Annotated in this window: 23 protein-coding genes; 8 read left to right on the top strand and 15 right to left on the bottom strand. The window is 64.9% G+C overall.

Annotated elements, in window-relative coordinates:
- Nucleotides 1-297 precede the first annotated feature (297 nt).
- The 3 genes from rplM (at nt 298) to erpA (ending at nt 1,724) form a co-directional block, all read left to right on the top strand.
- On the top strand, nt 298-726 hold the full coding sequence (rplM, locus tag C0Z18_RS03005; RefSeq protein WP_102643875.1) for a 50S ribosomal protein L13: 429 nt from the start codon (nt 298-300) through the stop codon (nt 724-726).
- 11 nt (nt 727-737) lie between these two features.
- Nucleotides 738-1,130 carry a 30S ribosomal protein S9 gene (gene rpsI, locus C0Z18_RS03000; RefSeq protein WP_102643874.1) on the top strand — a complete coding sequence of 131 codons (393 nt, stop codon included), beginning with the start codon at nt 738-740 and terminating at the stop codon, nt 1,128-1,130.
- 228 nt (nt 1,131-1,358) lie between these two features.
- Complete coding sequence (gene erpA, locus C0Z18_RS02995; protein ID WP_102643873.1) at nt 1,359-1,724, top strand: iron-sulfur cluster insertion protein ErpA; 366 nt, start codon at nt 1,359-1,361, stop codon at nt 1,722-1,724.
- 164 nt (nt 1,725-1,888) lie between these two features.
- On the opposite strand, the gene C0Z18_RS02990 is transcribed toward erpA, so the two are convergent.
- On the bottom strand, nt 1,889-3,085 hold the full coding sequence (locus C0Z18_RS02990; protein WP_269845260.1) for an anhydro-N-acetylmuramic acid kinase: 1,197 nt from the start codon (nt 3,083-3,085) through the stop codon (nt 1,889-1,891).
- Between the two features lie 193 nt (nt 3,086-3,278).
- Between C0Z18_RS02990 and tyrS the strand changes: the two genes are divergently transcribed.
- The 3 genes from tyrS to C0Z18_RS02975 all read left to right on the top strand — a co-directional run bounded on the left by tyrS (nt 3,279) and on the right by C0Z18_RS02975 (nt 5,744).
- Nucleotides 3,279-4,526: a tyrosine--tRNA ligase gene (gene tyrS / locus C0Z18_RS02985; protein ID WP_102643872.1), complete on the top strand. Its 1,248-nt coding sequence runs from the start codon at nt 3,279-3,281 to the stop codon at nt 4,524-4,526.
- 65 nt (nt 4,527-4,591) lie between these two features.
- The gene (gene dtd, locus C0Z18_RS02980; RefSeq protein WP_102643871.1) at nt 4,592-5,050 is read left to right on the top strand and encodes a D-aminoacyl-tRNA deacylase; all 459 of its coding nucleotides are present in this window, start codon (nt 4,592-4,594) and stop codon (nt 5,048-5,050) included.
- 16 nt (nt 5,051-5,066) lie between these two features.
- Nucleotides 5,067-5,744, top strand: a complete 678-nt coding sequence (locus C0Z18_RS02975) for a histidine phosphatase family protein (protein WP_102643870.1) — start codon at nt 5,067-5,069, stop codon at nt 5,742-5,744.
- Here C0Z18_RS02975 and C0Z18_RS02970 read toward each other — a convergent pair.
- From C0Z18_RS02970 to C0Z18_RS32880, 6 genes are all read right to left on the bottom strand, one after another.
- Entirely contained in the window at nt 5,732-6,673 is a 942-nt protein-coding gene (locus C0Z18_RS02970) for an oxygenase MpaB family protein (protein WP_102643869.1), read from the bottom strand. The two genes, C0Z18_RS02975 and C0Z18_RS02970, sit on opposite strands and share 13 nt — an antisense overlap.
- 25 nt (nt 6,674-6,698) lie before the next feature.
- Nucleotides 6,699-7,766 carry a Holliday junction branch migration DNA helicase RuvB gene (gene ruvB, locus C0Z18_RS02965; RefSeq protein WP_102643868.1) on the bottom strand — a complete coding sequence of 356 codons (1,068 nt, stop codon included), beginning with the start codon at nt 7,764-7,766 and terminating at the stop codon, nt 6,699-6,701.
- A gap of 53 nt (nt 7,767-7,819) precedes the next feature.
- On the bottom strand, nt 7,820-8,401 hold the full coding sequence (gene ruvA, locus C0Z18_RS02960; protein ID WP_102643867.1) for a Holliday junction branch migration protein RuvA: 582 nt from the start codon (nt 8,399-8,401) through the stop codon (nt 7,820-7,822).
- Nucleotides 8,402-8,483: 82 nt separating this feature from the next.
- The gene (gene ruvC / locus C0Z18_RS02955) at nt 8,484-9,026 is read right to left on the bottom strand and encodes a crossover junction endodeoxyribonuclease RuvC (RefSeq protein WP_102643866.1); all 543 of its coding nucleotides are present in this window, start codon (nt 9,024-9,026) and stop codon (nt 8,484-8,486) included.
- Nucleotides 9,027-9,130: 104 nt separating this feature from the next.
- A complete protein-coding gene (locus tag C0Z18_RS02950) occupies nt 9,131-10,282 on the bottom strand; it encodes a DSD1 family PLP-dependent enzyme (RefSeq protein ID WP_102644016.1) in 1,152 nt (383 codons plus the stop codon).
- Between the two features lie 36 nt (nt 10,283-10,318).
- Nucleotides 10,319-10,465: a hypothetical protein gene (locus tag C0Z18_RS32880; protein ID WP_158244190.1), complete on the bottom strand. Its 147-nt coding sequence runs from the start codon at nt 10,463-10,465 to the stop codon at nt 10,319-10,321.
- Between the two features lie 193 nt (nt 10,466-10,658).
- Here C0Z18_RS32880 and C0Z18_RS02945 point away from each other — a divergent pair, with 193 nt between their 5' ends.
- Nucleotides 10,659-10,928, top strand: a complete 270-nt coding sequence (locus C0Z18_RS02945) for a hypothetical protein (RefSeq protein WP_146013924.1) — start codon at nt 10,659-10,661, stop codon at nt 10,926-10,928.
- 341 nt (nt 10,929-11,269) lie between these two features.
- On the opposite strand, the gene purH is transcribed toward C0Z18_RS02945, so the two are convergent.
- The 5 genes from purH to C0Z18_RS02920 form a co-directional block, all read right to left on the bottom strand.
- Nucleotides 11,270-12,835: a bifunctional phosphoribosylaminoimidazolecarboxamide formyltransferase/IMP cyclohydrolase gene (gene purH, locus C0Z18_RS02940; protein ID WP_102643864.1), complete on the bottom strand. Its 1,566-nt coding sequence runs from the start codon at nt 12,833-12,835 to the stop codon at nt 11,270-11,272.
- A gap of 39 nt (nt 12,836-12,874) precedes the next feature.
- Nucleotides 12,875-13,108: a Fis family transcriptional regulator gene (locus C0Z18_RS02935; RefSeq protein WP_102643863.1), complete on the bottom strand. Its 234-nt coding sequence runs from the start codon at nt 13,106-13,108 to the stop codon at nt 12,875-12,877.
- Nucleotides 13,105-14,190 (bottom strand): tRNA dihydrouridine synthase DusB, encoded by a 1,086-nt coding sequence (dusB, locus tag C0Z18_RS02930; protein ID WP_102643862.1) that lies wholly within the window; start codon nt 14,188-14,190, stop codon nt 13,105-13,107. Before dusB ends, C0Z18_RS02935 begins: the two co-directional genes overlap by 4 nt.
- A gap of 159 nt (nt 14,191-14,349) precedes the next feature.
- Complete coding sequence (locus tag C0Z18_RS02925) at nt 14,350-15,603, bottom strand: UbiH/UbiF/VisC/COQ6 family ubiquinone biosynthesis hydroxylase (RefSeq protein ID WP_102644015.1); 1,254 nt, start codon at nt 15,601-15,603, stop codon at nt 14,350-14,352.
- A gap of 4 nt (nt 15,604-15,607) precedes the next feature.
- Nucleotides 15,608-17,008, bottom strand: a complete 1,401-nt coding sequence (locus C0Z18_RS02920) for an aminopeptidase P N-terminal domain-containing protein (RefSeq protein WP_102643861.1) — start codon at nt 17,006-17,008, stop codon at nt 15,608-15,610.
- A 248-nt stretch (nt 17,009-17,256) separates the two neighbouring features.
- On the opposite strand from C0Z18_RS02920, the gene C0Z18_RS02915 reads away from it, so the two are divergent.
- Nucleotides 17,257-17,880: a glutathione S-transferase family protein gene (locus C0Z18_RS02915; RefSeq protein ID WP_102644014.1), complete on the top strand. Its 624-nt coding sequence runs from the start codon at nt 17,257-17,259 to the stop codon at nt 17,878-17,880.
- Nucleotides 17,881-17,910: 30 nt separating this feature from the next.
- Here C0Z18_RS02915 and C0Z18_RS02910 read toward each other — a convergent pair whose 3' ends face one another.
- The 3 genes from C0Z18_RS02910 to C0Z18_RS02900 form a co-directional block, all read right to left on the bottom strand.
- The gene (locus C0Z18_RS02910) at nt 17,911-19,527 is read right to left on the bottom strand and encodes an FMN-binding glutamate synthase family protein (protein ID WP_102643860.1); all 1,617 of its coding nucleotides are present in this window, start codon (nt 19,525-19,527) and stop codon (nt 17,911-17,913) included.
- Nucleotides 19,528-19,649: 122 nt separating this feature from the next.
- Complete coding sequence (gene mnmA, locus C0Z18_RS02905; RefSeq protein WP_102643859.1) at nt 19,650-20,804, bottom strand: tRNA 2-thiouridine(34) synthase MnmA; 1,155 nt, start codon at nt 20,802-20,804, stop codon at nt 19,650-19,652.
- A 21-nt stretch (nt 20,805-20,825) separates the two neighbouring features.
- The gene (locus C0Z18_RS02900) at nt 20,826-21,311 is read right to left on the bottom strand and encodes an NUDIX hydrolase (RefSeq protein WP_102644013.1); all 486 of its coding nucleotides are present in this window, start codon (nt 21,309-21,311) and stop codon (nt 20,826-20,828) included.
- Between the last annotated feature and the right edge of the window lie 201 nt (nt 21,312-21,512).

Below are 21,512 nucleotides of genomic sequence, written 5' to 3'. Positions count from 1 at the left end.
TTTTTTGCCTTCGGCCGGCGCGGCCCGGCCCAGGCCCGGCCCACATAGCGGGCGCATGAGGCGCGGCGGTTCGAATCGGGCGCCAGGCATGTTTTCCCCCGCCCTCGAAGCGCTCCTCGGCGGTTGCCGCGCGCCGGTGAGAACGCCTTTGACGTGCGCTGTCAAATTCCTTTATAATTCAGGGCTTTTCCGCATTCATGCCCGCGGAAGAAGAACAGGGAGAGCCTGCACGGTGCCTCGATGCGCCACATCCAAGCAGGAAAAATACGAAGGGCAAGTCAATTTTTTGGATCGATCATGAAGACGTTTTCCGCTAAAGCCGAACAGGTGACGCGCGAATGGTACGTGATTGACGCGACGGATAAGGTTCTCGGCCGTGTCGCCAGCGAAGTGGCACGCCGTCTTCGCGGCAAGCATAAGCCTGAGTTCACTCCGCACGTCGACACCGGTGATTTCATCATCGTCATCAACGCCGGCAAGCTGAAGGTCACGGGCAACAAGACCACGGACAAGAAGTACTACCGTCACTCGGGCTACCCGGGCGGCATTTATGAAACGACGTTCGGCAAGATGCAAGAACGCTTCCCGGGCCGCGCGCTCGAGAAAGCGGTCAAGGGCATGCTGCCGAAGGGCCCGCTCGGCTACGCGATGATCAAGAAGCTGAAGGTCTACGCAGAAGCCACGCATCCGCACTCGGCTCAACAGCCGAAGGCGCTCGAGATCTAAGGGGAGCCCACATGATCGGTAACTGGAACTACGGTACGGGCCGCCGCAAAAGCGCCGTCGCTCGTGTCTTCATCAAGGCAGGCAAGGGCGACATCGTCGTCAACGGCAAGCCTATCGCGGATTACTTCTCGCGTGAAACGTCGCTGATGATCGTGCGTCAGCCGCTCGAGCTCACGAACCACGCCACGACGTTCGACATCAAAGTCAACGTGTCGGGCGGCGGTGAAACGGGCCAAGCCGGTGCTGTTCGCCACGGTATCACGCGCGCGCTGATGGATTACGACGCCACCCTGAAGCCGGCTCTGTCGAACGCCGGCTTCGTGACGCGTGATGCGCGTGAAGTCGAACGTAAGAAGGTCGGCTTCCACAAGGCACGTCGCCGGAAGCAATTCTCGAAGCGTTAATCGTTTCGAAGCGTGCCGCGCGTTACGCGGTGCGCCATCGAAAAAGCCGCCGTTGCATGCGCACGGCGGCTTTTTCGTTTTTGCGGCCGGCCGCTTGGATGAACGCCGGTGGGCGGCCCGAAATCGTGCGCGAGAACCCATTGCATTCATAGGGTTACCAAAGACGGACAGAGCACGAGTCGCCGAAGGGCCATACAATAGCGCTAGAAGCTTTTTTGGAGAGTTCGAATGAACGCCGTCACCGATACCCCCGTGACTGAAATGCCGAGCCCCTTCGTCTTCACGGACGCGGCGGCTGACAAAGTGAAACAACTGATCGACGAAGAAGGCAATCCCGACCTGAAGCTGCGCGTGTTCGTGCAAGGTGGCGGCTGCTCGGGCTTTCAGTACGGTTTCACGTTCGATGAAGCGATCAACGAGGACGACACCGTCATGAACAAGGGCGGCGTGCAACTGTTGATCGATTCGATGAGCTACCAGTATCTGGTGGGCGCCGAGATCGACTACAAAGACGACATCAACGGCGCACAGTTCGTGATCAAGAACCCGAACGCGTCCACCACGTGCGGCTGTGGTTCGTCGTTCTCGGTATAAAGGATCGCTGACTGAGGCCGCGCGGGCGGTTCGAGATCGAACCGTATCGCGTTGATCGGTCCGACCGGCAAACGGGGCCTTTTGGCCCCGTTTTTCTATAATGCGGTACCCGGCGGCGAGAAGCGCGGGTTCCGCCTTGCTCGCCGCGTCCCGTCCCGTCGTGCTTAACGCGGATAGATCGCGCCCAACACGCGCTCGCCCGCGGCGCCCGTGACCGCCGGCAAGTTGCCTGCCGCCCGTTCGGTGCAGCGCATCGCGAGCCACGCGAACGCCAACGCCTCGACATGATGCGGCGGAACGCCCAGCGCTTCCGTCGTCATGACCGGCACGCCGCTGACGCCGCTGCGCTCGAACGCGTGTTCGAGCGCCTTGAGCAGTTCCGGGTTGCGCGCGCCGCCGCCGCACACGTAGACGGCCCGGCAACCGGGCGCGTGCCGCTCGATTTCGCGTGCGACGCTCACCGCGCTCAGCGCGGCGAGCGTCGCTTGGACGTCGGCGGGGGCGAGCGTTTCGAAGCCGGCCAGTTTGGCGTCGAGCCACTTGCCGTTGAACAAATCTCGACCGGTGCTCTTAGGCGGCGCCTGTTCGAAAAACGGTTCGTCGAGCAGCACGTTCAGCAACGCTTGATGCACCGTGCCGCTCGCGGCGAATCGGCCGCCTTCGTCGTAAGGGGTGCCGAGGTGGCGCCGCGCCCATTCGTCGAGCAATACATTTGCGGGGCCGCAATCGAAACCGCGCACCGACTCGCCGTCGGCGCCGCCGCCCGCCTCACGGGCTTCACGGCTCGGCGCGCGCACGCGCGCAGGCGGCAAGACCGTGATATTGCTGAAGCCGCCGAGATTGCAGACGACGCGCGTTTCGTCCCGAGCCCCGAAAACCTGCGCATGAAAGGCAGGCACGAGCGGGGCGCCCTGGCCGCCGGCCGCGACGTCGCGGCTGCGGAAATCGGCGACGACGTCGATGTGCGTCATCTCGGCGAGCAGCGCGGGATTGTTGATTTGGCGCGTGTAGCCCTTTTCCGGGCGGTGGCGCACCGTTTGACCGTGCACGCCGATCGCGCGGACGTGCGTGGGGGCGATGTTCGCACTGCGTAGCAACTCGTGACAACATACGGCATAGCGCGCCGCGAGCGCCGATGCGGCAAGGGCCTCGCGCTCGATTTCGTTCTCGCCGGGTTGCTGCAGGGCGAACAGCGCGTCGCGCAGACCGTCGGCGAAACCGACGAAGGCATCCGCCAGCACGCGCGGAGGGCCGTCCGCCTGGAACTCGACGGCGATGCCGTCGACGCCGTCCATACTCGTGCCCGACATCAGCCCGAAGTAGATGCCGACGGCAGCTTTCTCAGTCGCGTTTGCGGCCAATTGTGGTTCCTCGTCTCGGTTGCGGGCCGGCTGCGGCCCGAAGAAGGCGTGTGCGCGCCTTACTCGCCGAACCGATTATCCGCGAGAACGGGCCGCCACGCTCGGGTCCGCACGAACGCGTCAGCCGCCGCGTCAGATATGGGACAATTGAGGCTTTTGCACCATCCGCCAGCCGGATCTACCGATCTCAACAATGAGCACCGAGTCCACCTCCAAGCCCGCCTCGCCGTTTCCGATCACGGACGAGGTGCGCCACGCGCTCGCCGTCGCCAAGCGCGGCGCCGATGAACTGCTGATCGAAGAGGAGTTCGCACAGAAGCTCGCCCGCAGCGCGGCGACGGGCACGCCGCTGCGGATCAAGCTGGGCTTGGACCCGACCGCACCCGATATTCACGTCGGGCATACGGTCGTGCTCAACAAGATGCGCCAGCTTCAGGACCTCGGCCATACGGTCATCTTCCTCATCGGCGATTTCACCTCGCTGATCGGCGATCCCTCCGGACGCAACGCCACGCGCCCGCCGCTCACGCGAGAGCAGATCGAATCGAACGCCAAAACGTACTTCGAGCAGGCCGCGCTCGTGCTCGATCGCGAAAAAACCGAAATCCGCTACAACAGCGAATGGTCGATGCCGCTCGGTGCGGACGGTATGATCAAGCTGGCGTCGCGCTATACCGTGGCGCGTATTCTGGAGCGTGAAGATTTCACGAAGCGTTTCCAAGGCGGTGTGCCGATTTCGATCCACGAGTTCTTGTACCCGTTGATGCAGGGCTACGATTCGGTGGCGCTGAACGCCGATCTGGAACTCGGCGGCACCGACCAAAAGTTCAACTTGCTGGTCGGTCGAGAATTGCAGAAGCAGTACGGGCAGGAGCAGCAATGCATCTTGACCATGCCGCTGCTCGAGGGGCTCGACGGCGTCGAAAAGATGTCGAAATCGAAGAACAACTACATCGGCATCAGCGAAAAGCCGACCGACATGTTCGGCAAGCTCATGAGCATTTCGGACGTGCTGATGTGGCGCTATTTCGAGTTGCTGTCGTTCCGCAGCCTCGACGAAATCGCGCATTTCCGCCGCGAGGCGCAGGAAGGACGCAACCCGCGCGACTTCAAGGTGCTGCTCGCACAAGAAATCGTCGCGCGCTTTCATTCGCAGGCCGATGCCGAACGCGCGCTCGAGGATTTCGATCACCGGGCGAAAGGCGGTGTGCCCGACGATATCCCCTCGGTCACGCTCGCCGGCGCGCCGCTGGCGATCGGCCAACTGCTCAAGCAAGCGGGGCTGGCCGCGTCCACGAGCGACGCGCTGCGTAACGTCGAACAAGGCGGCGTGCGTATCGACGGCACGGTCATTTCGGATAAAGGCCTGAAGGTCGAGGCCGGCGAATACGTCGTGCAGGTCGGCAAACGCCGATTCGCGCGCGTGACGCTCACGGCATAAGGGCGGCTCGTGTCCGTGCGCTTCTCGACCACCTGGGCTCGCCGCGGCCGTAACGGAGCAGTCCGATGATCGCCCTCATCCAACGTGTCGCCCAGGCGAGCGTGCGCGTAGGCGAGCGCGTGACGGGCGAAATCGGCCCGGGACTCCTGGCGCTCGTGTGCGCGCAGCGCGGCGATACGCAAGCGAGCGCCGACAAGCTGCTTGCGAAGGTGCTCGGTTATCGCGTGTTCAGCGACGCGGCGGGCAAGATGAACTTGCCGGTGTCGAACATCGATGGGGCGGGGCGCGCCGGCGGCTTGCTGCTCGTGTCCCAATTCACGCTGGCGGCCGATACCATGAGCGGCCTGCGGCCGAGCTTCACGCCGGCGGCGGCTCCCGAAGAGGGCGAGCGTCTGTTCGACTACTTCGTCGCCTCGGCGCGCGCACGCCATCCGATCGTTGCGACGGGCGAGTTCGGCGCGATGATGCAGGTGTCGCTCATCAACGACGGCCCCGTGACGTTCTGGCTGCAAACGCGCCCCTGATCTTTTCGATTTGCCGATGCCGACGCAAATTCTATTCATCCGACATGGCGAGACGCCTTGGAACCGCATCAAGCGCATCCAAGGGCATATCGACATTGCGCTCGCCGATACCGGAGTCGAGCAAGCCCGGCGTCTCGCGGAGCGCTTCGTGCGTGAGGCGCGCGACGGTGCGCGGCTCGATGCGATTTATTCGAGTGATCTGCAGCGCGCGCAGCAAACGGCGCAGCCGACCGCCGAGGCACTCGGACTCGTGCCCCGTCTGCTCCAGAGCTTGCGCGAGCGCGCTTACGGCATTTTCCAGGCGCACGATAGCCAAGAGATCGCGCAGCGCTTTCCCGACGAGTACGCCCACTGGCAGACCCGCGATCCGAGCTTTACGCCCGCCGGCGGAGAGTCGGTGCGTGCGTTCTATCATCGGATCGTGCACGCCGTGGGCGAGATCGTGGCGAAACACCCGGGCGGCCGCATCGCTTGTGTGACGCACGGGGGGGTGCTCGATTGCGTCTATCGCTACGCGCACGGCCTCGCACTCGATGCGCCGCGCACTTATCCGTTGCTCAACACGAGCATCAATACGGTTCGGTTCGGTGAAGACGGCACGGCTACCGTGCTCGAGTGGGCCGACGTCGCGCATTTGGACGGCGCGAGCGACGACGACGGGCTGGGGAAGGCGCGCGGCCGTCAAGCGTCCTGAGAAGGACTCGCGCGCCGTCGCGCGCGCTTCGAGACGGCATTCACATGCGCCCATCGAATGACGGGACCCACGAGGCGCACACCGGGCCGAGCGAGCGCCGCCTGCAGCCGGGCGAGCGCCGTGAAACCGAGCATCCGTTGCGCCCAATCGGGCAGCAAGTCGACCCCCGCATTGAATACCAACCGTACCGCGGGTTGCATCAACGCACCTTCGGGTGCCGCGGCGTGGCGCAATATCCGCACGACCTCGTGCGTGCGCGGCCCTGCTTCGAGCTGGGGGCGCACCGACGCCAGATAGGCAGCCACTTGCGCGCGTGTTTCGGGCACGTCGCTCGCGCCGAGCATCTTGGCGATCGACGCGACTTCACCGTAGTACCGATCTTGCTCGGCGGGCGATAGCGACGGGTTCACATAGCGCAGGTGCGCCGCCAGAAAGCTCGATACCTCGGCGACATGCACCCATGTCAGCAAGGCGGGATCGCTGGCCCGGTAGGGCCGGCCATCGGGGGCGACACCCGTCACCGAGAGATGGATTCGCTTGACGCGCTCGATCAGCGCAAGGGCATCGGCGCGCGCGCCGTACGTCGTTCCCGCGATGAAGGTGGCGGTTCGCCGCAAGCGGCCGCGCATGTCGGTGCGGAACGTCGAATGGTCCCAGACGCCGGCGAGTGCCAAGGGGTGCAGCGCCTGCAGCATCAATGCGCTGATGCCGCCGATCATCATGGAGGTGAAATCGGCATGGACGCGCCAGCAGACCGCGTCGGGGCCGAATAGCCCCGGATCGCCGGGTGGATTCGAGTAATCGAGCGTGGGTCCGCTCCCGCTCGTCATGCTGAGCACGCCCTGCGAGATCCGTTGCCGAAGGCGCATGATGAATGCGGGATCGGCTGTGTCCCGCCCGTCGCCGCTTCGCTGAGCCGGTTCGGACATCGCTCCCCCAAGCCCGCAGGGACGCTTACGCGCCGCCCGCGTCGTCCCACAAATTGCGCACCGGGCTCTGAGCGTCCGGCGCGGAAAGGCCGAAATGACGGTATGCCGCGAGCGTTGCCACGCGTCCGCGCGGCGTGCGCTGCAAGAAGCCTTGCTGGATCAAATACGGCTCGAGGACGTCTTCGATCGTATCGCGCTCCTCGCCGATCGCCGCGGCGAGGTTGTCCACGCCGACCGGGCCGCCGTCGAACTTGTGCAAGATGGCTTCGAGCAGCTTGCGGTCCATGAGATCGAACCCGACCGGATCGACATCGAGCATCGCCAGCGCCGCATCGGCCACGCGCGCACTGATGGCGCCGTCGGCCTTGACCTCGGCGTAGTCGCGCACGCGCCGCAGCAGACGATTCGCGATCCGAGGCGTACCGCGCGAGCGCTTGGCGATTTCCAGCGCGCCGTCCGGATGGATCTGTGCGCCGAGCAGCGCCGCCGACCGGCGCACGATCCGCGAAAGCTGCTCCGCGTCATAGAACTCGAGCCGAGCGACGATGCCGAAGCGATCGCGCAGCGGATTCGTCAGCATCCCGGCCCGGGTCGTTGCGCCGACCAGCGTGAACGGTTGCAAATCGAGCTTCACGCTGCGAGCGGCCGGTCCTTCGCCGATCATGATGTCGATCTGATAATCCTCGAGCGCGGGATACAGAATTTCCTCGACGACCGGCGAGAGCCGGTGGATTTCGTCGATGAAAAGGACATCGTTCGCTTCGAGATTCGTCAGCAGCGCGGCCAGGTCGCCGGCGCGTTCCAGCACCGGCCCCGACGTTTGACGCAAATTGACGCCCATTTCGCGCGCGATGATGTGCGCGAGGGTCGTTTTGCCGAGCCCGGGCGGCCCGAACAACAACACGTGGTCGAGCGCTTCGGAGCGGCGTTTGGCGGCTTCGATAAAAATCTCGAGCTGGCCGCGCACCTTTTCCTGCCCGACGTATTCATCGAGTTGGCGCGGACGCAACGCGCGCTCGAACGCTTCTTCGTGCGACGACGCGGGGGTGGCGGCAATGATGCGCTCGCTGGCGAGCTTGTCGGTTTCGATCATGCGTGCCATTGTACCGCGCGCCGGGCGGGGCGCTTATCGCGCGGTGCGCCGGTTCACGCCTTGGAAAGCGCCTTGAGCGCGAGCTTGATGCCTTCCGAAACGCCGGTACCCGCCGGCACGTTCTTGATCGCCGCCAGCCCTTCCTTCTCCGAATAACCGAGGGCGAGCAGCGCGTTCAGGATGTCGGAGGCGTGATCGGACGGCGAGACGCCTGCCGCCGCGGCACCGATATCCGCGCCGAGCTTGCCCTTCAGTTCGAGCAGCAGCCGTTCGGCCGTTTTCTTGCCGATGCCCGGGACGCGGGTGAGCCGTGCGGCGTCCTGCAGCGTGACGGCTTGCGCCAGTTCCTGCACGCTCATGCCGGACAGCACCGCGAGCGCCATGCGCGCTCCGATACCGCTGATCTTCAGCAACTCGCGGAACGTCGAGCGTTCCTGCGCCGTGCCGAAGCCGTAGAGCAAGTGCGCGTCCTCGCGCACGATGAGCTGCGTGAGCAACACGACCTTTTCGCCCGCGGACGGAAGGTTGTAGAAGGTGCTCATCGGCACATCGACTTCATAGCCGATGCCGTTGCAGTCGACGAGCAAATGGGGCGGATTCTTTTCGAGCAGGATGCCGGCAATGCGACCGATCATGGCGGGGATTGAGCGTGACGATAGTTGGGCCGAAGGCGAGCACGCACTGTAGCACCGCGCGTTTCGTGTGACGAGCGCAATGCTATCCGACGAGCCGCCCACGCCGCACGCGCAGTCCCTTCTTCGCCAGTGCGGGGGCGATGCCGCCGAGCGTATCGAGCGTGTTGCCGCCATGCGCATGGCAAATGGCCATACCGAGTGCGTCGGCGGCGTCGGTGCCTGGCACCCCGGAAAGACTCAGTAGGCGCACGACCATTTGCTGCATCTGTTCTTTCGTCGCCCGCCCGTAGCCGACGACCGCTTGCTTCAATTGCAGCGCCGTGTATTCGGCAACGGGAACGCCGCCGGAGACGAGCCCGCAAATCGCGGCGCCGCGCGCTTGGCCAAGCAGCAGCGTCGATTGCGGATTGACGTTGACGAACACCTTCTCGATGGCCGACTGATCGGGCGCGTGTTGGCGGATCAATGCCGACACGCCGTCGAAGATCGTGCCGAGACGCGAGGGTAGATCGCCGTCGGCGGTGCGGATAACGCCGCTCGTGACGTAGGTGAGCCGCTGGCCCACTTGCTCGATGACGCCGAAGCCCGTGACGCGCAAGCCTGGGTCGATGCCGAGGATTCTCATGAACAAAAACCGGACGAAGTGCCCGAGATACTACATCGAACCGACGCCCACGCCTATGACCGGGCGATGACCCGGGAGGCAATGGCTCGTGCTCGGCCGCGCCTTTAGAGCCTGCCGCGCGCGTCGATCGGCCAGATATCGATGAGCGTGTCGCCGTCCACGACGTGATATCGGTCATACAAATTGACCGTGGGATCGCAATGCGGCGTCGTAAATTCGATCCGAGCGGCAAGCGGGGGACGATGCTCCGCATCGACGGTGAGCTTGCCGTGTTCGTCGCCGAAGAACGCGTATTGCGCGGGCCCATCCACGCCGCGCGCCACGACGGGGGCTACGCTATCGGTGGCAAAGCTTTTCGTGCCGGCATCGACGGTAACCCACGCGGGCGCTCGGGTGCTCACGACCGTGCTCTGCACGTATAAGGCGGTTTCGAATGGGGCGCCGCGGGTCTCGTCGCTTAGAACCTGCGCATACTCGACGTCCATGAATACATACGAGCCCGGCTGCATTTCGGTGAAGACGCCGCCGCCCGCGTCCGATTCATGCGTGCCGGTGCCGACCCCTGTGACCATTTCGATCGGCATGCCCGCGGATCGCAGCGCGCGAACGAGCTTCGCTACCGTTTCGCGTAGTTGAGCGGCGGCGTCCTCGCGCTGGTTGCGCGCGGCGATATGTTGCAGGTTTCCACCATACGCTTGGATGCCGCGCAGCCTCAGTGAGCCCGTTTCGGCAATCGTGCGCGCGAGTGCGAGCGCGGCGTCCTCGTCGGGCACACCAGTGCGGTGATAGCCGCATTGGTAATCGATGAGCACGTCGAGCGGATAGGCGAGCCGGGCGGCAAGCACCGCCAGTTCGGCGACGTTGCAAGCATCGTCCACGACGACCATCAATTGGCGCGGCCCCGCTTTCTCCGCGAGCGCGACGAGCCGGCGCAGCTTGTTCGTGCTGACGACCGGCGAGGTTACGAGTACGCCGGGTATCCCGGCTTGGACCATGGCCTCCGCTTCGCCGAGCGTGGCGCAGCTCACGCCTACCGCACCCGCTTCGATCTGCATCTGCGCGATGCGGGCCGACTTGTGCGTCTTCACATGCGGGCGCAGGCCGATGCCATGCTGTTCGGCGATGGCTGCCATCTTCGCGATGTTGCGCTCGAGTGCGGCACGGTCGAGCAAGAGCGCCGGCGTATCCAGCGAATGTCGGCTACCGGCGACGCCGATGAAATAGGCGTTGGGGCCAAGAGCGGGGGAGGGGCGCAAGAGCAACTCCTAAGTTGACGGTTTGAGAACCTTATCCTAGATCGGCACCCCGACCACCTTCGCGAAAAACGACTTGGGCATGCGTTGGTGAACGTGCGCTTCGATGAGGCACTCGCGTAGATCCGCGACGGACACGCCGGCCGCGACTGCTTTATCGGCGAGACCGAACAGCGCGGCGTCCACATCGACACCCGGGCCCGGACGCAGGCGCGGCAGGAAGTGAGCGATTGCTTCGGTATCGAGACCCAGCGCAAGCAGAAACGCGACTTCGTGCTCGAGCAGCGAGAGTCTTCCTAAGCCGTCGATCGCCGGATGGTCGACGCGTTCGATACTGCAGCCGAAGCCGAAATGCGTCCAGTAGGTGGGAAATAGCGCCGTGAACCGCTTGATGTTCGTTTCGTACCCGCTTATAGACGATGCCGAGGATGGACCGGGTGGGGTGGTGTTTCAGCAACGACTTATCGAATACGAGCGCTTTGAGGCCCGTTGCGTAGCGATGAATATTCAGAACCGTTTGCGTCGCGCCCACGTGCGTGCGGTCGAGCAACCGGCGATCCGAGCAGACATAGCACTCGGCAAATTGTGCAACGTCTTCGCACGGCAAGTCGCAATCGAGCCGGCCCGCTACCTCGGCGCCGGAACCTAAACCGACGATGCGCCCGAACGCATCGCTGGCCGCGAGGTATCGCGAGCGAACGTCTTTCGCGCCCACGATCGTTCCGCTGCACGAGGAGACGAGCGCGATCGTGCGGACGAATTGCGCGATGAAAATGCGATGCGCTTCGGTAAGACGTTCAGGATCGACTAGCGGGTAGTGCATCGGTCTGCTCCGGTCACGGAGGAAACGCTGAGCATGACAGCAGCGTAGGCGTCGTAGCCCGCGCTAGGCGCAAAAATCAGACCGATTGGCGCTTGGACAATGCATTATGCGTACCAATAAAAAACCCGGCCGTAGCCGGGTTCTTCACGTGGCGACGCGAGCTCGCGTCAATGGCGGAAATGGCGCACGCCCGTCACGACCATCGCGATGTTGTGCTCGTCGGCGGCCGCGATGACTTCGTCGTCGCGCACCGAACCGCCCGGCTGGATTACGCAGGTAGCGCCCGCCGCCACGACGACGTCGAGGCCGTCACGGAACGGGAAGAACGCATCGGATGCGACCGTCGAGCCTTGCAGCGAAAGGCCGGCGTTTTGCGCCTTGATGCTGGCGATGCGCGCCGAATCGACGCGGCTCATTTGACCCGCGCCGACGCCCAGCGTCATGCCCTTGCCGCAGAAGACGATCGCATTCGACTTCACGAACTTCGCCACGCGCCAGGCGAACATCAAATCGTCCATCTCTTGCGGAGTGGGGTGACGCTTCGTGACCACACGCAAATCGCGCGGCAGCACGTTCTTCGCATCGGGAGATTGCACGAGCAGACCGCCGCCGACCCGTTTGAAGTCGAAGGCATTGCTGCCCGCGCCGAGCGCGATTTCCAGCACGCGCACGTTTTGCTTGGCGGCGAGCACCTGCTTCGCCGACTCGGTCAGCGAGGGGGCGATCAACACCTCGACGAATTGCTTGGTCACGGCCTGGGCCGCCGCTTCGTCCACTTCGCGATTGAACGCGATAATGCCGCCAAACGCGGACGTCGGATCGGTTTGGAACGCCTTCGCATACGCCTCGGCGGGATTTTCGGCCACGGCCACGCCGCACGGGTTGGCATGCTTGACGATGACGCAGGCGGGCGCATCGAACGTCTTCACGCATTCCCAAGCCGCGTCGGCATCGGCGATGTTGTTGTACGACAGCTCTTTACCCTGCAATTGACGATAGCCGGCGAGTGCACCTGACGGCACCGCGATATCGCGGTAGAACGCGGCGCTTTGATGCGGGTTTTCGCCGTAGCGCAGGTCCTGCACTTTCTCGAATGCGAGATTCAGCGTGGTCGGGTACGTGTTGCGCGACGAGTGAGAGAGCGATTCCGTCAGGCTCGTCAGATAGTTCGTGATCGCGCCGTCGTATTGCGCGGTGTGCGCGAACACTTTCGTCGCGAGCCGGAAGTTCGTCTTATAGCCCACGGTGTTGCCGTTCGCGCGCATTTCGTCGAGCACCGCGGCGTAATCGGCGGGATCGACGACGACGGTCACGTCGCGATGGTTCTTCGCTGCGGAGCGCAGCATCGTCGGGCCGCCGATATCGATGTTCTCGATGGCATCCTCGAGCGTGCACTCGTCCTTGGCGACCGTCGAGACGAACGGGTACAGATTCACGACGAGCAAGTCGATCGTCGGAATGTCGTGCGCTTGCAGCGCGGCCATGTGTTCAGGCAGATCGCGGCGGGCGAGGATGCCGCCGTGCACTTTGGGGTGCAGCGTCTTCACGCGCCCGTCGAGCATCTCGGGAAAACCGGTGTAATCGGCCACTTCGGTAACCGGAAGACCCGCGTCGGCGAGCAGCTTCGCGGTGCCGCCCGTCGACAAAAGCTTGACGCCGAGCGTCGAGAGCGAACGAGCGAATTCGACTATGCCGGACTTGTCGGAGACGGAAATGAGCGCTTGCTTGATCATGATGGAAACGATGGCCGAAAAGGAACTTGAGGTGGCGCGTTACAGCAAGCCGTGCTGCTGCAGCTTCTTGCGCAACGTGTTGCGGTTGATGCCGAGATATTCGGCGGCCAGCGATTGATTGCCGCCGGCCCGCTCGAGCACCACCTCGAGCATCGGTTTCTCGACGCACGACATCACCATGTCGTAGACGTCGTGTGGATTGGCGCCGTCGAGGTCCTGGAAGTACATGCCCAGGCTGTCGCGGACGCATTGTTCGATATTGTGCTTGCTCATGCTGCTAAAGGTTCGTTGCGGTTCGGCCCAGCCGGGTTGGGTTCGGCCGGGGTAGGCCCCGCCGCGTTCTCGTCGACGTAGACGAGGCGGTCCGACAGCGCCTGCTGCTCGTCGAAAAAGGCATTGACGGCGAGCAACTGCTCGCGTGTGGTATCGAGCGTGTTCATCCGGTGCCGGAACGCATTGGCGCCGGAAAGGCCGCGAGTGTACCAGCCGATGTGCTTGCGTGCCGTGCGCACGCCCGTAAACTCGCCGTAAAAAGCATAGTGATCCTCGAGATGCTCGTTCATCACTTGCCGGATCTCGGCGATGCGCGGCGGCGGTAAAAGCTCGCCCGTCGCGAGGAAATGCGCGATTTCGCGAAAGAGCCATGGGCGCCCCTGGGCCGCGCGCCCGATCATGATGGCATCGGCGCCTGTTGCAGCCAGCACGGCGCGCGCCTTCGCCGGCGAATCGATGTCGCCGTTCGCGACCACGGGAATATGCACGGCCGCTTTCACGGCCGCGATCGTTTCGTACTCGGCTTCGCCGTGGTAAAGATCGGCGCGCGTGCGGCCATGAACCGTCAGCATCGAAATACCGGCGCTCTCGGCCAGCCGGGCGACGCGCACCGCGTTGCGATTCTCGCGGTCCCAGCCCGTGCGGATCTTCAGCGTCACCGGCACCGCGCCGGGTCCCGTCCCGACGGCGCCCACGACGGCCTCCACGATGCGCACGACGAGCGGCTCGTTTTGCAAGAGCGCCGAGCCGGCCGCGACGTTGCAGACCTTTTTGGCCGGGCAGCCCATGTTGATATCGATGATCTGCGCGCCGTTTTCGACGTTGTAGCGCGCCGCTTCGGCCATCATCGCCGGATCGGCGCCCGCGATCTGGACCGCGATCGGTTCGACCTCGCCGGCGTGGTTCGCGCGGCGCATCGTCTTCTCGCTTTTCCAAAGCTGCGCATTCGACGCGACCATCTCGGAGACGGCATAACCGGCACCGAGCCGCTTGCAGAGCTGGCGAAACGGCCGATCCGTCACGCCCGCCATCGGGGCGACGAACAGGTTGTTGCGCAGAGAGTGCGAGCCGAGCGTTGGCATCATCGAATGGAGCGGCTGCCCGCGCCGATCGGGCACGGGCGCGGGAAGGCGACCAGGGAAACGCGCATTTTACCGTTAACCGCCGGCCCGGAGCGTTTGGGATCGGTACGAACGGCGCATTCGGTGCCCGAACGCCCGGCAACGGGCGCCGCGCGGGTGTCAGCGACGCTGACCGAACATCATTTGCCGCGCGAGCGCCGTCTTGGCGGGCGGCACGCATTCGAGCGCCGTCAGCGCGAGACCGCGCAGCACCGCGAGGGGGCCGAAATCGACCGTGAAGAGCCGCGCGAGCGTATCGGTCGCGCCGATCGTCATGCGGCGATCGAAGCCGCGGCGGCGTGCGAATTGAGCGAGCGCTTCCGGCGTCGCACCTGCGTGGGCGAGGGCGTCGGCCAGCGCATGCGCATCGCGTAGGCCGAGATTCAATCCTTGTCCGGCTACCGGATGGAGCGTTTGCGCCGCGTTGCCGATCGATGCGATGCGGCCATCGACGAGCGTTTGCGCGGCGACGAGCCCGAGCGGGAAGGCGGCGCGCCCTTTGATCGATTCGAAGCGGCCCATGCGTTCGCCGAACGCCGCGCCGAGTTCGGCCAGCAGCGCGCAGTCCGATAGCGCGGCTCTGCGCGCCGCTTCGGCGGGCGTCATACACCAGACGAGCGCGTAATCGGCACCGCGCACGCCGCCCATCGGCAGCAAGGCTATCGGGCCTTGTTCGGTGAACCGCTCCCACGCGACATGCGGTTGCGGCTTCGATACCGTGACGGTGCCCACGATGGCCGTTTGACCGTAGTCCCGCGTTTCGCGCTTATCGCGCTCGCCGGCGAGCCGCGTGGGCGCCGCCGCGTTCGCCTCGGCCGTCGGGCGCTTGGCATGCGCCTCGCCGTACAGCCCGCCCTCCGCATTGATCAGCACGCGCGTGCTGAGCGTGCGCTGAACGTGCGTGCTTTCGATGGGCAGCGTGACGAACTCGGCGCCGGGATCGACGTGCGGCGGCAGCGCGCGGCACGACGTGAACCAATGCGTGCCCGTTCGCCGTACGGTACCGGCCAGCGCATGCACGATCGAACCGTAGCGCGCCACGTAGCCGAGCGCCGGCAACCCGTGCTCGTCGCGCTCGATCAGCGTGCGCCCGAAGCGCCCGCGCTGCGAGACGTGAATCCGTTCGATCGCCGTGGCGTCGGCCGGCCACGCGCCGAACGGTTCGAGCAGCATACGGCTGCCTTCGGAGACCGCGATGGCGCGCGGATCGCCGGCCGCCGCCTCCGGATCGCGCGCATCGACGAGCGCGACCGATAGCGAGGCGCTCGCGCTGCGCCGGGCGAGCCACGCGGCGAGCGCGAGACCGACGGGGCCCGCGCCGACGATCGTCACGTCGAATTCGTGCGGGCCGTGCAAAGGACGAACTTCGCTCATGGCATCAAGCTGCCGCCGGTTGCCGGCCATCGCGCATCAACGCTTCGATGGCGTCGGCTTCCACGGGCACGTCGCGCGTGATCAGTACGCATCCGTCCTCGGTGACGATCGCGTCGTCCTCGATCCGGATGCCGATATTCCAGTACGCCTCGGGCACGTCGGGCGCGGCGCGCACGTACAGGCCCGGCTCGATCGTGAGCGCCATCGACGCTTGCAACGTACGCCAAGGCAACGCGCCCGACGCATCGGGCAGCGCCGTGCGTTCGCGGTAATCGCCGCAATCGTGCACGTCCATGCCGATCCAATGACCCGTGCGGTGCATGTAAAAGCGCGCATAGGCTCGTTCGGCGATGACGTCGTCGGCCGACCCGAATTTATTGCGGTCGACGATGCCGGTGTCGAGCAGCCCCTGCGCGAGCACGCGCACGGCGGCATCGTGCGGCGCCTCGAAACTCACGCCGGCGCGCGTGGCGTCGATCGCCGCCTGCTGCGCGGCCAGCACGATCTCGTACAGTTCGCGCTGCGCGGGCGAGAAGCGCCCGTTCGCCGGGAATGTGCGCGTGATGTCGGATGCATAGCCGTCGAGTTCGCAGGCCGCATCGATGAGGATCAGATCGCCGTCTCGCGCGATCGCGTTGCCGGCCGGGTAGTGCAAGACGCAGGCGTTCGCGCCGGCGGCGACGATCGAACCGTACGCGGGCGCTTGCGCTCCGTTGCGGCGGAACGAGTAAAGCAGTTCGGCCTCGAGCTCGAATTCGCGCATGCCCGGCCGGCATACCTGCATCGCGCGCCGGTGCGCTTGCGCCGAGATGCGCGCGGCTTGGCGCATGATCGCGAGTTCGTGCTCGTCCTTGACGATGCGCATATCGTCGAGCACGGGCTGGATGTCCACGAGCCGGGCGGGCGCGGCGACGCCGCTGCGGCCTTGGGCCCGCACCGCGTCGAGCCAGCGCCGTACTTGAGCGTCGAACTCGCCCGTGCGTCCGAATGCGTAAAACAACGCGGGCGCGTCGGCGATGAGCCGCGGCATTTGCGCGTCGATCTCCTCGATCGGGAACGCGGCGTCGAATCCGAACGCCTCGCGCGCGGCCTCGGGGCCGTAATGGAACCCTTCCCACGTTTCGCGCTCGGCGTCTTTCGTCCGGCAAAAGAGGATCGATGCCGGCTCGCCGGCCTGCGCGGTCGCATCGAGGACGATGAACGACTGCGGCTCGGCGAACCCGCTCAAATAATAAAAATAGCTGTCGTGTCGATACGGGTACTCGGTATCGCGGTTGCGCAGCGCTTCGGGCGCCGTCGGCACGAGCGCGACGCCGCCCCCGGCGGCGCGCATGGCGGCGAGCAGGCGCTCGCGCCGGGCTTGATGGACGGAGACGGCGATGGGGGATTCGGTCGGCGTATTCATCGTGCGATTGTACTGCTCAATCGGACATCATTCGCATCGGCGCGGCTTGTCCGACCGATATGATGGCGGTGCCAATACGCCGTTTCTGGCGCCGGCGACGTTATACTCTTTCTCGCACTTTACAAAGGCCCCCGAATCGACCCGCGCCTGAAGCCGTTGCCGGCATGGCGTGGGCGTGCCGCGCGCACGACGCGGTGGACGCGGAACCCGTTTCCGGGCGGCCCGGTGTTTTCTTGAGAGAAAGGCAGATGATGAAATTAATCGGTTCGCTTGCGAGCCCCTTCGTCCGCAAGGCGCGGATCGTGCTCGCTGAAAAGAAGATCGACTATCAATTCGTGCTCGAAGATGTCTGGTCGCCAGATACGACCATTCATACGTTCAATCCGATCGGCAAGGTGCCGTGCCTTGTCATGGAAGACGGGGAAGCCGTATTCGATTCGCGGGTCATTTGCGAGTATGTCGATACGCTCTCGCCCGTGGGCAAGCTGATCCCGCAGTCGGGCCGGGAGCGCGTGGAAGTGCGCTGCTGGGAGGCGCTCGCCGACGGTATGCTCGACGCCGCCGTGCTCATTCGCTTGGAAGGCACGCAGCGCGAGGCGTCGCAGCGCAACGACGGATGGCTCGCGCGCCAGCGGCGCAAGATCGAAGAGGGGCTCGTGGCGATGTCGCAAGGTCTCGCCGGCAAGCCTTGGTGCGCCAACAATCACTATTCGCTAGCCGACGTCGCCGTCGGCTGCGCACTCGGATATCTCGATTTCCGGATGCCCGAGCTCAATTGGCGCGAGAAATATCCGAATCTGGAGAAGCATTTCGCCAAGCTATCGCAGCGCCAGTCCTTTATCGATACCCATCCCGAGTCGCAGCCCGCTTAGCGGCTCGGCCGCCCTCGAGTGTGCACACGCTCACGCCGCTTCGAGCGGCGCGAGCGCTTTGGGCGAGAAAGAATCGCTATCCGCGAGCGGCCACCATTTTTCATAGAGCGAAAACCGGTAGTTGCCGTTGACCAGGTCGTTCGGCTCCAGATATTTGAGCAACTCCGACATCAACTGCACTTCGTGGGACGAGACCCGGCGCACGATGTGATGGGCGCGCAACTGCGACGGATGCGCGAGCCCCGCGGCTTGCACGATTTCTTGCAGAGCGTGCAGCGTATTGCGATGGAAGTTGAACACGCGTTCCGATTTGTCGGGCACGACGAGCGCGCGCTGGCGCACGGCGTCTTGCGTCGCGACGCCCGTCGGGCAGCGTCCCGTGTGGCACGTCTGCGCCTGAATGCAGCCCACGGCGAACATGAAGCCGCGCGCGGAGTTGACCCAATCGGCGCCGATCGCGAGCGTGCGTGCGATATCGAATGCGGTAATCATCTTGCCGCTCGCGCCGATCCGGATCTTCTCGCGCAAGCCGACGCCCACCAACGTGTTGTGCACGAGCAAGAGGCCCTCTTGCAGCGGCACGCCGATGTGGTCGGTGAATTCGAGCGGCGCGGCGCCCGTGCCGCCTTCCGCGCCGTCGACGACGATGAAGTCGGGCACGATGCCCGTCTCGAGCATGGCTTTCGCGATCGCGAAGAATTCCCACGGGTGGCCGATGCACAGCTTGAAGCCGGTCGGCTTGCCGCCCGAGAGCGTGCGTAGCCGGTCGACGAATTCGAGCAGGCCGCGCGGCGTGGAAAACGCGCTGTGCGAAGCCGGAGAGATGCAGTCTTGCCCCATCGGCACGCCGCGGGCCTCGGAGATTTCGGGGGTGACCTTCGCGGCCGGCAGCACGCCGCCATGGCCGGGCTTCGCGCCTTGCGAGAGTTTCACCTCGATCATCTTCACCTGCGGATCGCGCGCTTGGTGCGCGAACTTGTCGGCGCTGAACGTGCCGTCGTCGTTGCGGCAGCCGAAGTATCCCGAGGCGATTTCCCAAATGATGTCGCCGCCGTGCTCGCGGTGATATTTCGAGAGCGAGCCCTCGCCCGTGTCGTGCGCGAAGCCGCCTTTTTTCGCGCCGAGGTTCAAGGCGCGGATCGCATTCGCCGACAGCGAGCCGAAGCTCATGGCCGAGATGTTGAAGATCGACATCGAGTACGGCTGCGGCCGATCGGGCCCGACAACGATGCGAAAGTCGTGGGAGGGCAGCTTGGTGGGGGCCAGCGAATGGCTGATCCATTCGTGCGCGACCGCCTTGACGTCGAGTTCGGTCCCATAGGGGCGGCTATCGGGTTCGTTTTTCGCGCGTTGATAGACGATGCTGCGTTGCGCGCGCGAGAACGGCTTTTCCTCGGTGTCGTCCTCGACGAAGTACTGGCGAATCTCGGGACGCACGAATTCGAAAAAGAAGCGCAGATGGCCGGCGATCGGGTAGTTGCGCAAGATGCTGTGACGCTCTTGACGCAGATCGAATAGGCCGAGCGCGATCAACGCGGCCGGCACGAGCAGCCAAGGCCAGGCAATCGTGTGCCGGGCCGCGAGCACGGCGCAGGCGAGGGCGAGCACCAACGCACACCAGACGGCGAAATAACGACGGGAAAACATGGACGCACTCCAAAACGGCGAACGCCGCGGGTGCGGAGGTTGCCGTGGTCGAAAAGATGCGCCAGTTTAATCGGGAACGATCGGCGGGGGGCGCCGAACAGCGCCGAGCAGCGCCGCGTCGTTCAGCCAGCCGAGGCGGCCGCCGCACTCGACGTTGCGCCGCCGCCGCCGCCGATGCCCGCTTGCGCCGATTCGATGATTCCACCGCCGAGGCACACGTCGCCGTCGTAGAGCACGGCGGACTGCCCCGGCGTCACGGCCCATTGCGGCTCGTCGAACGTGAGGCTGAAGCGTTCGCCGTCGCCGCTCGCGTTGAGCGGGCCGAACGCGCAGGCCGCGTCCGCCTGCCGGTAACGCGTTTTCGCGCCGAAGCGCGCGCCCGGTTCGGGCGCGGCACCGGCCACCCAACTCGTGTTCCCGGCGACGAGCGTGCGCGAGAGCAGCCACTCGTGATCGTGCCCCTGCACGACGTACAGCGTGTTGGCCGCCATATCCTTGCCCGCGACGAACCACGGCTCGCCGCTGCCCGCCTTGCTGCCGCCGATGCCGATGCCTTTGCGCTGACCGAGCGTGTAGAACGCGAGCCCGACGTGCTCGCCGACGACCTTGCCGTCCGGCGTTTTCATCGGACCCGGTTTCGTCGGCAGGTAGCGGTTCAAAAACTCGCGGAAGGGGCGCTCGCCGATGAAGCAAATGCCGGTCGAGTCTTTTTTCTTGGCGTTGGGCAGCCCGATGGATGCCGCGATCTCGCGCACTTGGGTTTTCGGAATCTCGCCGAGCGGAAACAGCGTCTTCGACAACTGCGCTTGATTCAGCCGGTGCAGGAAATACGACTGGTCCTTCGTCGAATCCGTCGCTTTGAGCAACTCGAAGCGGCCGTCGATTTCGCGCACGCGCGCGTAATGGCCGGTTGCGATCGTCTTGGCGCCGAGCGCCATCGCATGGTCGAGAAAGGCCTTGAACTTGATTTCGGCATTGCACAGTACGTCGGGGTTCGGCGTGCGGCCGGCCGAGTATTCGCGCAAGAACTCGGCGAATACGCGCTCCTTGTATTCGGCCGCGAAATTGACCGCCTCGACGTCGATGCCGATCAGATCCGCCACCGATACGACGTCGATCCAATCCTGCCGGGTCGAGCAGTATTCGCTGTCGTCGTCGTCTTCCCAATTCTTCATGAATAGGCCGACGACGTCATACCCCGCTTGCTTGAGCAGCCATGCCGTCACCGACGAATCGACGCCGCCCGACATGCCCACTACGACTCTTTGCTTACTCATTGAACGAATGACCGACTGCTTTTACTTGCCATTGGGAGGCCCGACCGAGTGCGTGTGCACGAAGTCGAGCGGAAAACGCCGGCCGGCGAGGTAATCCTCGACCGAACGCATGACGAGCGGCGTGCGATGACGTGCCCGCGACGCATGCAACTCCTCGGGCGTCAGCCACAGCGCACGCACGATACCGGCATCGAGCGCGCGCGGCTCGGCGCTCGCCGTATGACGCCCGCAGAACGTGAAGCGCAGGTACGTGGCGCCCGTGCCGTCGGGCCGGTCGATATGCGTCATGTAGACGCCGACCAGGGCTTGCGGCACGAAGACGAGCGCCGTTTCCTCGAGCGTCTCGCGCACGACGGCGTCGGTGAGCGTTTCCCCCGACTCCAGATGCCCGGCCGGCTGGTTGATACGCAGACCTTCCGACGTGTGCTCTTCGACGAGCAGAAAGCGGCCCTCATGTTCCACGACGGCGGCGACGGTGACGCGCGGCGTCCAGCGTTCTTGTTTCATGGCCGCCATTTTACCGGTTGGCGCGATGCGATGCCGGCCGCGGGCTCGGGCGGCCTCGGCGCGCTGCCGTGGTCCCGTTTTGCACGCGCGTCGCGCATTCGCTTCGCTTTATGGCACTCATTTTCGTCGTTCCGGGCGACTTCGGGTAAAGTGGCACTCGGCGTGCGACCGGTTCGGCGCGCGCGCCCCCTTGCAGCCTTG

The sequence above is a fragment of the Trinickia dabaoshanensis genome, assembly GCF_002879885.1.
Lineage (GTDB): Bacteria > Pseudomonadota > Gammaproteobacteria > Burkholderiales > Burkholderiaceae > Trinickia > Trinickia dabaoshanensis.
This window is presented reverse-complemented; position numbering and strand designations above follow the sequence as displayed.